General features: G+C 40.2%; 13 protein-coding genes. 11 read left to right on the top strand and 2 right to left on the bottom strand.

The annotated features are described in order from the left end of the window. Both ACTB00_RS19120 and ACTB00_RS19115 read left to right on the top strand, forming a co-directional pair. A partial coding sequence (locus ACTB00_RS19120) for a hypothetical protein (protein ID WP_463301511.1) occupies positions 1 to 304 on the top strand: 304 nt, incomplete at its 5' end. A gap of 375 nt (positions 305 to 679) precedes the next feature. Further along, on the top strand, positions 680 to 1375 hold the full coding sequence (locus ACTB00_RS19115) for a type I restriction-modification system subunit M (RefSeq protein WP_463301510.1): 696 nt from the start codon (positions 680 to 682) through the stop codon (positions 1373 to 1375). A gap of 95 nt (positions 1376 to 1470) precedes the next feature. Here ACTB00_RS19115 and ACTB00_RS19110 read toward each other — a convergent pair whose 3' ends face one another. Together ACTB00_RS19110 and ACTB00_RS19105 are read right to left on the bottom strand one after the other, a co-directional pair. After that, positions 1471 to 2688, bottom strand: a complete 1218-nt coding sequence (locus ACTB00_RS19110) for a hypothetical protein (RefSeq protein ID WP_463301509.1) — start codon at positions 2686 to 2688, stop codon at positions 1471 to 1473. Positions 2689 to 3100: 412 nt separating this feature from the next. Then, on the bottom strand, positions 3101 to 3235 hold the full coding sequence (locus ACTB00_RS19105) for a hypothetical protein (RefSeq protein ID WP_463301508.1): 135 nt from the start codon (positions 3233 to 3235) through the stop codon (positions 3101 to 3103). A gap of 380 nt (positions 3236 to 3615) precedes the next feature. On the opposite strand from ACTB00_RS19105, the gene ACTB00_RS19100 reads away from it, so the two are divergent. From ACTB00_RS19100 to ACTB00_RS19060, 9 genes are all read left to right on the top strand, one after another. Beyond that, the gene (locus ACTB00_RS19100) at positions 3616 to 4173 is read left to right on the top strand and encodes an RNA polymerase sigma factor (protein ID WP_463301507.1); all 558 of its coding nucleotides are present in this window, start codon (positions 3616 to 3618) and stop codon (positions 4171 to 4173) included. A gap of 90 nt (positions 4174 to 4263) precedes the next feature. After that, entirely contained in the window at positions 4264 to 5286 is a 1023-nt protein-coding gene (locus ACTB00_RS19095; protein ID WP_463301506.1) for a FecR family protein, read from the top strand. A gap of 105 nt (positions 5287 to 5391) precedes the next feature. After that, positions 5392 to 8829 carry a SusC/RagA family TonB-linked outer membrane protein gene (locus ACTB00_RS19090; RefSeq protein WP_463301505.1) on the top strand — a complete coding sequence of 1146 codons (3438 nt, stop codon included), beginning with the start codon at positions 5392 to 5394 and terminating at the stop codon, positions 8827 to 8829. A 31-nt stretch (positions 8830 to 8860) separates the two neighbouring features. After that, positions 8861 to 10507 carry a RagB/SusD family nutrient uptake outer membrane protein gene (locus tag ACTB00_RS19085; protein ID WP_463301504.1) on the top strand — a complete coding sequence of 549 codons (1647 nt, stop codon included), beginning with the start codon at positions 8861 to 8863 and terminating at the stop codon, positions 10505 to 10507. Positions 10508 to 10657: 150 nt separating this feature from the next. Beyond that, positions 10658 to 11935 carry a YdcF family protein gene (locus ACTB00_RS19080; RefSeq protein WP_463301503.1) on the top strand — a complete coding sequence of 426 codons (1278 nt, stop codon included), beginning with the start codon at positions 10658 to 10660 and terminating at the stop codon, positions 11933 to 11935. A gap of 67 nt (positions 11936 to 12002) precedes the next feature. Beyond that, entirely contained in the window at positions 12003 to 12179 is a 177-nt protein-coding gene (locus tag ACTB00_RS19075) for a hypothetical protein (protein WP_463301502.1), read from the top strand. Beyond that, entirely contained in the window at positions 12180 to 12335 is a 156-nt protein-coding gene (locus ACTB00_RS19070; protein ID WP_463301512.1) for an alcohol dehydrogenase catalytic domain-containing protein, read from the top strand. A 202-nt stretch (positions 12336 to 12537) separates the two neighbouring features. Next, positions 12538 to 12768, top strand: coding sequence for a zinc-binding dehydrogenase (locus ACTB00_RS19065; RefSeq protein ID WP_463301501.1), 231 nt, complete (start codon positions 12538 to 12540; stop codon positions 12766 to 12768). Positions 12769 to 13147: 379 nt separating this feature from the next. Continuing rightward, positions 13148 to 13396, top strand: a complete 249-nt coding sequence (locus ACTB00_RS19060; RefSeq protein ID WP_463301500.1) for a DUF6573 family protein — start codon at positions 13148 to 13150, stop codon at positions 13394 to 13396. Positions 13397 to 13835: the final 439 nt, after the last annotated feature.

Here is a 13835-nt window from a genome sequence, read left to right as displayed (position 1 = left end):
TCAGGTGGAAATCAGAAAAGCGGGGAGGGGGCATCTGGTTTTTGTGACCGATGAGAATGGAGCAGTAATCCGGCATCCGATGAAATTGTCGGACTTTGAAGAGCGTCCGAGGTTTTATTTGGACAAAACGTTCAAACTTGACCAAGTGGAAAGCCGATATCAAAAGCTCCGTTTCCCGGAAAACTTCAAGCAGGAATTGCTGAAAGCGTTTGTTTATCAACTGAGTGAAACGACGACAAAACCGGATAAGAAATTGCACAAGCGCAAGAATAAGGTTGGAAAAAAACGGGGAAGACGATACTAAAAGATTGGGATACTGTACTTCCTGGGGTGAAAACTATATTCTAAAGCATATAGTTTTAGATCGGTGTGTTTGATTATATCTTTTTGCATATAATTGGCTTTATTTGTCTGAAATTATATCTGAAAACACACTATTAAAGGTGTATTTAAGGTCGTTAGCCCGGTTTGACAGGAGAGTTTTCAGAATTTAGAAACGAATAAGCGATTTCCAACTTAGAACCATTCTAAATAATTCCCTGTCACTCCAATACTATCATAAAAATTAATAAATTGTGAATTCTTGATTTCAGGGCGGGCGGTATTCGGTTCTTTTTTCCTATCGTGGCAACACAAATATGGATACCTTTGAATCAATAATATATTGAAGTACTTAAGAATGGCGAAAAAGAACGGAAACGGAGCTGAAGAAAAGCTCGAACAGAAGCTGTGGAAAACAGCCGATAAACTGCGAAAAAACATTGATGCTGCGGAATACAAGCATATCGTGTTGGGTTTAATTTTTTTGAAATACATCTCCGATGCTTTTGAGGAACTTTACCTGAAGTTAAAAGCCGGCGAAGGTGAATATGCGGGCGCTGATCCGGAGGACCCGGATGAATATGGCGCCGAAAATGTTTTCTATGTTCCACCCTCCGCACGTTGGGGCACCATTCAGTCGCATGCAAAACAACCCACCATCGGTAAGGAACTGGATGACGCGATGGACGCCATTGAACGAGACAACAGCACCTTAAAAGGCATTTTGCCCAAAGTTTACGGACGACAAAATCTCGATGTTCAGTCCCTGGGCGGATTGATTGACACCATTGGAACCATTGCCTTGGGCGATAAGAAATCTAAAAGCCAGGATGTACTGGGGCGTGTTTATGAGTATTTCTTAGGTCAGTTTGCTTTGGCCGAAGGACAGAAGGGCGGTCAGTTCTACACGCCCGAGAGCATTGTTCGACTTTTGGTCGAGATGCTCCAACCATACAAAGGACGGGTTTATGACCCTTGTTGCGGCTCCGGAGGAATGAACTATGCCGCCGCCGCAAGGCGGCGGCATAGTTCATTTTTCGTATTTCGTGCATAGAAATTTAGTGTGAGTTTTATTTATTTTATCCAGCAATATCATGCAGAAATCTGAAATTAATTTCTACCAATTATCTTAAGGAGTTTGCTTAAATTTCATTGTCTGGATGATTTGATTTTCAGTCTTTTTGTAATTTTACCTTTGTAAGAGTTGAAAGCTTTTTGTAGTGACTCTCTATCAAATTCTGCCTTAATCATTTCATCTGTTTCATAATTAAATTTTAAAGGTTTAGGAAGTGCATAGTTATTGACTTTTAGCCAATCATCCATGAAATCATTTACAAAAGTTGAGTCTGTTAGTTTTGGTTTATGAGATACACTTGATAGATTTGAGTAATATAATGCAACAGTTTCAGTTGATTTTTCTGTGTCCATATTTACATTTTTATTCTCGATGAATCCAACCAACACTAACTTCCTCCTTAAAAAGCCACTGTTTGGATTTTTTTTAGATGCCCAATTCAACGGCGCGTAAATTTTTCTTACATAGAGAAGCTTTGCAATCGATCTAGTCGCATCTGTTGTCAAAGAGGCACATTCCATTAAATACGGTTTATTGGTATGGTTGATCATATCGATATAAATTAAACGCGAAGCTGAATTCTCATCATAATTAACCCCGAGTTTAAAATTCTTAAACTTCGATATTTTTCCATCAGTCACGAATTGACCCAGTGATTCTACTATTAGATCAACACTTCTAATTTCAGTCGTAATTGGTACAGGAACGACCTGAGTCGAATATGTAACTATTTTTTGCAAGCTATTTACCACAAATGGGAGCAAGTCCGAAGTAAAAACGCTGAAATATTTATCATAGTAACTAAATTTTCTCTCAAATTGTAAGATTGTACTTTTTAAGTTATACATCAAAGTAGCAACCTCCGAACTACTGTCCCCAGTAATTAGAAATCCTTCTTCAAGGTCATTAGATAAATTTTTTATGTCTTTATTGCTCAGTTTGTTATGATCATATGTTAAGGGAGTATATCTACTTATAAGTTTTTGGCAATATAGTCTAATCAAAGAGTTCGATTTGTGAATTTCTTCGATTCTTTTGGTTACGTGATTTTCAATCAATTTCTTTTTTAACAGTGGCCTTGCAATTAGCACTGTAATAAGGGCTATAATAGGTGTTAATGAATCGACAATATAATCCCATATTTTTGGCTTTGAAACAATTTCTTGTAATTCAGAAATATTCCCAGTGTCAATCTGTAATGAGGAGTCTCGTTGGGCACTAGTATATAACACAAAAGCTAATCCTGAAAATATAAGTATCAATTTTAAACATAATGATTCCATTGTGTTCATAAAGACTTTAAAATTTAGGTTTTTAATGTATTCCTAAATTTAAGGAGTTTTCTTTTTGTATACTTCGTTTAACGGGAGAAATGTCAAAAAACATTTCTTTTTCATTGCCAATTCAGGCAAATATTATACCCCCAAAAACAAGTTTTATGGTTCCAGTTCAATCTCTCGCGAATCTTGTCATAGTGACTGTCAGATCCCTTGGTTGGATGCCTTTCCGCCAGTAAGTTATGAATTACCTATGTCATCCCTGAAATATTGATAGTATCATTGAAACGTTGCAAATCAACAATAGGGTAAATTCTGAACAAAATTTTGATATTCTTCCTGTAGGTTAATGACACGTTCTGATCTCATTGCTCCAAGCAGTCGACGAATCTCTTTTCAGTCCTCGTTTGGATCATGGATTCCTTTTTCAACTTAAATTCCTGACAAAGTTATTGATCGCTTCCCGGAACGGTAAAGGGGCGGTTGCTTTTCGTGGCAACCGTCCTTCGGATGCGTTCAGCTTTTCCTGTCCAAACGCTTCCAAAATATCCAGTTTGATCACCTCCTAATTTTTACCTTTTAAGCAAATGGGATCAAAATCGGTACTGGCTTGTTCAAAGTTTGAAAAATTGGAGAGCTATCACCGCTTTGGTACCTTCTGGCAGACTTGGAAGCGTTTGGCGGTTAATGAATCCTCCGGCAGTTAGCGGCCGTTATGATCGTCTTTACCTGGCACCAATGGTTTTGAACGCGCCCTGTAATTTCTTTCAGCCACAAATCATCCTGTTCATCCACCCATCCTACAAATCCGGATTCAGATTTTTTAATATTTTTCAAAGCCCGAAACGTTGGAGGTAAAACTCAGACCTGAGAATCTTAAAGACTTCATCTTTACTTAACCTTTAACAAACCTAAAGCGAATAGCTTTGCTCGTAAAAAAGGTTGAAAAGAAACGATTCAGATATAGCAATTTTAGAGCGGATCAAGTCAGGAGATAGCGATGCCTTAACTGTGTTGTTTAATAGATATTACCAGCAAATATGCCGCTTTTCATTTCTATTCATACCTGAAAACAAAGTTGTTGAAGAACTTGCCGCGAATGTTTTTATCAACCTGTGGGAAACCCGTAAAAAAATTGCCGTCCACACAAGCGTTAAGGCCTACTTATATCAGGCGGCAAAAAATCAGGCAATTTCTTATCTACGAAAGAATAAACGCATATTAAACCCATTAGACGACTTATTTGATTTGCCTGATAAACAGGATCAGACACCTGAAGCAATCTATATCGAAGGTGAACTAAACCAGGAATTTGTTAAAGCCTATAAAAAACTCCCGAACAGGGCACAGCTAGCTTTTAAGCTGCACCGATTGGACGGGCTGAAATACTCAGAGGTTGCTGAAGTAATGAACATATCGGTTGGTGCTGTTGAGAAAAACATCACGTCGGCTTTAAAAACTTTACACAACGAATTACTCTTGTTTACAAAAGCAAATTAGTTGCACGATTAACTGCTTTCTAACAATCTCTTAATTATTCTGTATTCGGGGGAAGAGCTAAAAACACGTCATAGGAGCAAAGAAGCTTTTATGACCAAAAAAGAAAAAATAAGGATCATTCTTCGCCAGCTCAATGAGAGTGCAAATGAGCACGAAAATAATAAATTCAGCAATTGGCTACTAAAAGATCCCGATAATCTCGACCTATATATTGAAATAAAAAAAATTTGGCATTCCCCATTAAGCAAGCGTCTCAACTTCGATGATACCCGTGCAAAAACTAAACTGAACAAGGTAATAAAAAAAGAGCGAAGAAAAATCCAGTTGCAGACCTACTCCAGAGCGATCGCAGCTGCATCTATCCTGCTTGTTATTGTGGCCACATTTGCTTATCAGCATTTAAAAGCACCGCAGCACGTCGATCCTCAAGAAAAGACAATACATTTTATAACCAAGCATTCGGAGCTTGGCGAACAACTCCGGGTCACGTTACCTGATGCTTCTGTAGTCCGGTTAAATGCGGGAAGTTCGATTCGATTTCCAGAAAAATTTGATACTGACAAAAGACAAATTACACTTTCTGGTGAAGCTTTTTTTGAAGTTACCAAAGATCCCAACAGTCCATTTGAAGTTAAAACAAACAACATTACAACCACTGTGCTTGGAACATCATTCAATATAAAAGCTTTTGAGCAAGAACAGGCAACAGTTACTGTCGCTACCGGAAAAGTGGAGGTTGAAACGAAAAATGGCGCCAGCACGAACAAATTACTGCTACTGCCAAATCAGCAAGCTGTTTACAACAAAAAAGAAAACCTTTTCAAAATGGAAGAAGTCGATTCCCGGCACTATTTTGAATGGACTTCAGGAACCATCCGGTTTAACAATGATCCTTTGGAGGAAGTCGTCAAAATATTAGAACGTTGGTACAATGTAAAAATTCAACTTGACAGACACATTGAAAAATCGATGCGGATACAAGGAAGCTATACGGATAAAAAGCTCTACACCATTCTTGACGGTCTTGGATATATCTACAATTTAGATTGTCATTACACAAATGATAACACCATCATAATAAAACCAACACCTCAAAATAAATTGCCTATGTAAAAACTCGGTATAACCCTAAAGACAAAAAAAGCCCGCATCTGTGTGGTAGCTGATGCGGGCAAAACAAAAGTTGTTTTTTTTAAATCTATTAAGTTTTACAAAATTATGAAAGTTAAACTATTAAAACAATTCATGTTTGTTTCTAAATACATGTTTTATATTTTTTTATTGCAGGTAATTACCTTGCAGCTTGTCAATGCCGGACAAATCAAAAGTCAGAGCATTGAGAATGTGAAAGTTTCTGTTGGCCTACATGAAGTTGGACTTGAAGAAATTTTTTCAGCCATTGAAACTCAAACTGATTTCGTTTTTATATACGATGCCAGTATTCTGAACAAACCCAACACCAGCTCACTTGATTTCGAGAACAAGCCTGTTATTGATGTATTGAAAGAAGTTGCCAACGATTTCGAATTGAAATTTCGGCAAATTAATAATACCATTTTTGTAAAAGAAGCAGATCTTCCCAAAACGGAACTTCTTGACACCAGCATGGGCCAGCCAACAAAGTCCATCACCGGGAAAGTAACCGATAACAATGGAAATACACTTCCGGGGGTGACTATTTTGGCAAAGGGAACAATCAACGGAACTGTTACTGACATGGACGGCAGTTACCAGATTACTGTAGGAAATGACGTGCGGACTCTGGTGTTTTCATTCATCGGGATGGACACCCAAGAAGCACAAATTGATGGCCGGGCTATCATCGACATCCAATTATCTGAGCAAACAACCTATTTAAATGAGATTGTGGCAGTAGGGTATGGAATCAAACAAAAGAAAGACCTGACGGGAGCAGTCTCTGTGGTCGATGTTGAAGAAATTTCGAACACCCCAGTTGCCGGAGTCGACCAAATGATGCAAGGCCGAATGGCTGGGGTGAATGTAATTGGCGACTACGCTCCGGGTGGAGGTGTTTCTGTCCGTGTGCGTGGGTTCAGCACCATTCGCAACAACGATCCGCTTTATATTATTGATGGCGTTCCGGTTGAATCGGGAATTAACATGATCAACCCAAACGACATTGAATCATTACAGGTTTTAAAAGATGCATCATCTGCTTCTATTTATGGTTCACGGGCAGCCAACGGTGTCATCATCATCACTACAAAAAAAGGAAAAGGTGGGGTAGCCAGAATAAACTTTGACGCCTATGTTGGAGTTCAAAGCCCAACAAATAAAATCCAACCGTTAAACGCCCAGGGATATGGAGACTTGCTTTGGCAAGCCCACTTCAATGACGGAAAAATACCAGCAAGCGATATTTATGGAAGCGGAACAACAGCCGTCATTCCGGAATACCTGGATGCAAACAAACGCGTCCCTTCGGCCGATTTGAATTGGGTGGACGAAATCACCCAGGATGCCGTGGTTCAATCATACAACTTAAATATATCGAAAGGGAAAGAAGACGCCAGCCATTCATTTTCATTGGGCTATTTTGACCAGGAAGGAATTGTTAAATATACCGACTACAAGCGTGTGTCATCACGTTACAATTCGCAATACAAGTTTTTTGATCGGCTTACCATTGGAGAGAATGTGTCACTATCGCACTCATGGACGAACTCAGCGACAACCAATCACATGCTTTCAAGTATTGTTTATGGAGCTTACAAATATCCATCGGTTGCACCCGTTCATGATTTAGACGGAAATTTCGCTGGTTCATTCATCAACGATTCAGGCAATCCGTTGGCTAACTTGTACTATAACCGCGACAATACTCACAAACGCCTGAAAATTTTCGGGAATGTGTTCGCAGAACTGGAGATCATCGACGGACTAAAAGTAAAATCCAACTTCGGGATAGATTATGGCAGTTACAACCGTCGCAGCTTCAGCCCTAAATACACCGAGACAGGAGCTCAAAATCCGAAAACGATAAGCAGCTTGTCGACTTCCAATAACTGGAAATTTGATTGGGTTTGGACCAATACAATCAGCTATGTAAAATCGCTTGACAAACATCAAATTGAACTCATGGCAGGAACCGAGGCCATTGAATCTACCTATGAAGTTTTCAATGCCTCGCGTGAAGGATTTCCGTACGAAGACAAAAACTTTCGCTACCTGGATGCTGGTGATGGAAGTAGTCAGAAAAACAGTGGCACGGGTTCTCATTGGGCTTTAAATTCGTACATGGCTAAGGCCGACTACACGTACGATAGCCGCTATCTTTTCTCTTTCACTTTCCGTCGCGATGGCTCATCGCGGTTGGGAAAAAACAAATGGGGTAACTTCCCTGCTCTTTCTGCCGGCTGGCGTTTAAGTGAAGAAGATTTCTTTGACAGCGAAAAAATCAGCAATCTTAAACTTCGTGCTGGATGGGGCCAAAACGGGAATCAGGATGTTCCGCCTTATGCAACGATCGAAAGTTACTATTCCGACGCCAACTATTCGAACTACGCAATCGATGGCGAACAATTTAACGTTTCCAATGGATTTACCTTAAGTAGAAACGGAAATCCAGATCTTAAATGGGAAACAACAACGCAAACGAACATCGGGATCGACCTTGGGTTTTTCGATAATCAGTTTAATATTACAGCCGATTATTTTTATAAAAAAACAAAAGATCTGCTTCTGGAACGTCCACTTCCCCCGATTGCTGGCGGAACCAACCAAACGGTTTGGGACAACGTTGGTGAAATGGAAAACAAAGGGGTCGAACTGCTGCTCGATTATCAAAGTAAAACAGTGGGCGATTTTTCATGGAATGCAAGCCTGAATATTTCGCACATTAAAAACGAATTGGTCAGTTTGCCAGCCGACATTGATTTTATTGCTTTGCCCAGTTCGTATTTACACAGTGTAAACTTCGACCAGGAAACTTCCCGCTCCGAAGTAGGCCAGCCAATTTCATCGTTTTATGGGTACAAGAGCCTGGGCATTTTCAAAAGCCAGGATGAAATTGATGCACACAAGATACAACCCAATGCAAAACCGGGTGATTTGAAATTTGAGGACATAGATAAGGATGGGAATTTGGATGAAGACGACCGTGATTTTATCGGCAACCCACATCCTGATTTTACATTGGGATTAAATCTTGGATTTCAGTATAAAAACTTTGATGCCACATTGTTTTTCAACGGTAGTTTCGGGAACGATGTTTGGGATATGACCCGTTACTATGGCGATTTTTTCAACCTTTCACAATACAATAAGTTGGATCGGATTCGCGATGCCTGGAGCACTGACAATCCGAATGGTTCAATTCCGCGTTTATCGCTCGACGACCCGAATAACAACATTCGTCCTTCGTCATACTACATTTCTGATGCCTCGTACGTACGTTTAAAAAACCTGACGATCGGTTATTCCTTCAACGGACTGGCCCAGAAAATCCACAGTAGTAAAATGCGCGTTTATGTGCAGGTTCAAAATCTATTCACCATTACGGGTTACGATGGACTAGACCCTGAGATTGGCTTGCAAAGCTACAGTTCAGAACACCGAAACCTTGATATTGGGGTCGACCGTGGCTTGTATCCCCCTTCAAAGACCTTCATGATTGGTCTGAATCTTGGATTTTAATCACCCAATAACGAACAATAAAAAAGAAGATATGATGAAAAAGATAATCTATTTCCTTGTCGTTGCATTATTTGCAACTAGTTGCAGCGATAGTTTTCTTGAAGAAAACCCGACCAGCGAGCTTTCGCCGGATCAGATTCTGGCTCCTGAGAATATTGAAGGAACAATAATATCAGCCTATTCGGTACTAAATGGTCAGATTGACGGAGCTTCCAACGCGTACAATTCTCCAGACTCAAACTGGAGCTTTGGCGATGTTATTTCGGACGATGCCTATAAAGGCGGCGGCGGAACAGGTGACCAAAACCAAATTCACCTCATGGAGATTTTTGCCACCACGCCAACCATTATGGATGTAGAGCGTAAATGGCTGGCGCTTTACGAAGGAATTCGCCGGGCAAACTTATCAATCCGACTGTTGAATGAAAGTGAAGACTTTGATGCTGATTTGAAGCAACAACGAATTGCAGAAATGCGTTTTCTGAGAGGGCATTTCCATTTTGAGGCCAAAAAAATATATGGCAATATTTGTTATGTCGATGAATCAGTAAAAACGAAAGAAGATTTCTATCAGATCTCAAACTCGGATTTGACCGATGCCGAACAATGGACAAAAATTGAAGACGATTTTAAAGCGGCGGCACAAACTTTACCAAATGAGCAAACGGACTTGGGACGGCCGACTAAAATGGCTGCCAAAGCATACCTGACGAAATGCTACATTTTTGAGAAAAAATGGAGTGAAGCCGTTACTACAGCTGATGAGGTCATCAATTCGAAGAAATATCATTTAGAGCCCAATTTCAGAGAAGTCTTTCTTCCTGAAAATGATAATGGCCCGGAAATCATCTTCTCTGTTCAACACACCATTCAAGATGGTTCGCCTGATAACTACAATGGGTCAATTGGTGACCGTTTGATGCCACCAGGAGGGCCATATGCCGGGTACGGATTTCTTCGTCCTTCGCAGAACTTAGTCAACTCATTTAAAACCAACACAAATGGCTTGCCTGTTCATGACAATTCTTTGCTTGCTGATGATGACAACATGGATCCTCGCATTGACCATACATTGGGACGTCCAGGCATTCCATATTTGGACATTCAGGTTTATGATTGGACCCCAAGAGAAGCGACGGTCTATGGATATTACATTCCCAAGAAACGAATGCTATCGACCAATTCGCCCTATTATTTAAGTATTTGGCCATATGTAACCTCCTTGAATTACTATGTGATCCGTTATGCCGATGTTTTATTGTGGCGTGCCGAAGCAGCAATAGAAACCAATGACTTGGAGACAGGCCGGAAATACATCAACGAAGTTAGGAAAAGGGCCCGCGACGGAGGCTATGTTAAAACAATGGACGGTACAGCCAATGCAGCAAATTACGTGCTAAACACCTACGAAACAGTGTTTAGCAGCAAGGCGGAAGCTATTGAAGCTTTGAGAACTGAGCGTAGAATGGAGTTTGCACAGGAAGGTCACCGCTTTTTCGATTTGGTACGTTGGGAGATTGCAGCTGATGTAATGAATACTTATTTCGAACGTGAAAAGATATTGCATTCGCATTTAGCCAATGCTTCTTTTGTGAAAGGAAAACACGAATACCAACCAATTCCTCAAACACAGATGGATCTCAGCCAAGGAAAAATGGTTCAAAATCCAAATTATTAATATTCAATAGAAAAAATCCGGAGTCTTTGATTCCGGATTTTTCTACAACTTAATAAAATAAGCCATGTTCGGACCAGGGCCGACATTGAAACCTGTGACTGAACCAGCCAGAATAAATCCCGTGTCAGGGAGCTAAAAACAGAAATACAAATGAAAAAATTAATCAATTCAATTGTCTCAATAGCAATATTAATGTTGAGCTTAAACTGCCTTCATTCCAACGCAGTGGCTCAAACGCCTCCAAGGGAAAACACCGCGAAACAAGTGATCCTTGCAGAAAAGAATTTCCCCTTTCTTTCGTCACTGCTTAGCCATGAGCCATTAAATCGTTTGGTTTTGGAAAACGATGAGCTCATTCGAATATTAAAAAAGAAACGCGCAGCAATTCATTCAACTTTAAACAGCTCTCAGTCACGATCAATTATTCCAATAGAAAATATCGTTTCCTCATTTGAATGGCAAAATGAGGAAATTAATCTTGTGATAGAACAGATCAAAAAAATAAGCTCAGAAGCGGAGGTAGATGCCATTTTTCAGGAAATGAAGAATAGTCGCCAGTTCTCATTTCAAGAACCTGAAAGTAGCGCAAATTGGATTGACCAAACTCTTGAGCGGGAATTAAAAGGGATGAACCGGATTATCAGGATCTACGCTTTGGCAGAAAAGTCGAACTCTCCCCAAATTGATTCAGTAAGTTACAACGTAAACAGTAATTATTATCAGAAAGTAATCAATGTCGTAGCGCTTAACCTTTCTGACGATGTGGACTCTATGAATTGCTTTTTTGAGCCAACAATGAACTTTGCACTCTGGCTATTAGAAATTAATGAACGGGACGAAGCGGCACGTTTTGAACCAATGGAGCTGGGTGAGAATGAAAAAGCGGTACAACAAGTCAACCTGACAGATTGGAGCGACTACCCGTATTCAGCCATTCTTGTTCCAGGACACGGTCCCGAAGAAAAAGGGATTGACCTGAGTCCATTGGGAATGATGCGATGTAAACTTGCTGCCAACCGGTATCAAAAAGGACTGGCTCCATTTATCATTTTATCCGGAGGCTATGTTCATCCATTTCAAACACCATTTTGCGAAGCTATTGAAATGAAAGAAGAATTGATGAGCCGTTATCGTATTCCGGAATCCGCCCTAATTATTGAGCCACACGCACGACATACCACAACCAATTTCAGAAATGCCGCACGCTTAATGTTCAAATACGGAATACCAACGGATAAAAAAGCGCTTTGTACTACAACTGTTGATCAGAGCATTTACATTACTGATATGGATTTTGATCAGCGCTGCATAAGAGTACTGGGTTACATGCCTTATCGTTTAGGAAATCGTTTAAGCAGAAATGATATTGAGTTTTATCCACTGAATACCTCCTTATTTATCGACAATGCTGATCCTTTAGATCCTTAAAAAAAAGAATATTAAACCATTAGACATCATCACAAGCTGACAGCTAGCGAAATATAATAGAGACAATATGGAAAAAATTAAAGCTGTACCGTATAACAAGAAAGGTTCGTCTGAGAAACTTTCTTTGTATGAAATTGATAAACCTTTTCCAAACAATAATGAGGTTTTAATTCGAGTACATGTAGTCTTATTAAATGCTGCTGACTACCGTTCTATGAAGATGGGGATAATTCCAAAGAGATAGATATTTGGTGCAGATGTAGCAGGAAGTATTGAATCAGTTGGAAAGAATGCTTCAATTTTTAAACCTGGAGATGAGGTAATGGCTGATCTTGCAAGTTTTGGGTTTGGAGGTCTTGCCGAGTATGTTACTGCGCTGGAAAGAGCCTTGGTTTTATAACCTAAGCGAGTTCCATTTGAGGCAGCAGCTACTTTACCATTGGCTGGTATAACTGCTTTTCAATCCGTACGCAACAGAGGGAACATTCAAAAGGGACAGAAAGTTTTAATTGTTGGCAGTGCTGGCAGTGTTGGACCATTTGCAGTCCAGATAGCCAAATTTTTTTGGAGCTGAGGTTACTGGCGTTTGCAGCCCGAAAAATATGGATCAAACATTAGCGATAGGTGCAGATTATGCGATTGATTACACAAAAGAAGATTGCTTGAATCGTAATGAGCATTATAACCTAATATTGGGGATAGGAAGTCTTCTGGAAAATGGCAGGATCAAACCAGTAATTGACAGACGGTATACACTTGATAAGACTGCGGATGCAATGAATTATCTTAGCCAAAGGCACTCAGCCGGGAAGGTGATAATTATGGTCGAATAAAATGGGAAAAAATTACGAACACCTAAATCATCCTGTTCGTCCACCAATTCTGCAAATCTTAGTTCAGACTTTTCTCCTCCGGTCTGGAAGATAGCGGAAAAGTGCTTTGTGATTATAGTTTTTTTAGATCTCCTTTTTCACTCAAATTTCCGTCAAAGTTATTTCGCTTCCCGGAACGGTAAAGGGGTTCCGATTCCATCGGAATCCTTCGGATGCGTTCAGCTTTTCCCTTTCTAAATCACACATGCCATCCGCACGGAAAACCTGACATGCACCCCGTTGACCTCATCCGGGACAGCTCAATTGTGGTACGCCAAAAATTTAAGTTTAACGGCGTGCCAGATGCCATTAAAAGTCTGCAAGGCAGCAGCCATCTATTATGAAGGATTTCAAGAATTTAAAGCCAATTTCAGTTTACTCTACAAAACAAGCCGTTGATGATGGTTTTCTGATTCTAGTTGACCAGAAAGTTTCCCAGGAGGCTGGGATCCGTCATCCGGTTTACCTGACCCGATCAGTTTGGGATAAATATGTTGAAGTTCCTAAAGGAATGGAAGGCCATCAGGATCAGGCGGGCCGATTGTGGGATCTGCTGTTTATGTTTGCCTTTTCGATCCATTTCCGGTAGAGCTTGCAAAACTGGCTCGACTTCAGGCCATCGAGATTTTCACATAGTACACGCTCCGCATTTGGAGTTTGGTTAGCCCGTCTTTCTTTAGCTGCTGCTCCATGTGGAGGGAAAAGTCATAAACAGCATGGTGTGTGGGCGATGCCTAAATGGGGTTGGTTACCCGAGGATAGATGCTCCAGTTCTGAATCGCGTTTTATCTCAATATCCTCGTAACTCAGACTAAGCATCTTACTTTCTACTTTGTGGTGCAGGCGTAGTATTTTTTGAACTCTACTTAGGGTCTGCTGATTTTCTACACACCGTATGAGTTGGATATTGGAACCAGCAAAATGTTTTCATCAAATAATTCTAATCTCAGCAGGTTCTTGATGGCCGCTTTTAGTTTTTTAAGGAAGAGCGCAAAAGAACCTTTCCATTTTTCTGCCACTTGTAGCAA

The sequence above is a fragment of the Sunxiuqinia sp. genome (assembly GCF_055140945.1).
This window is presented reverse-complemented; position numbering and strand designations above follow the sequence as displayed.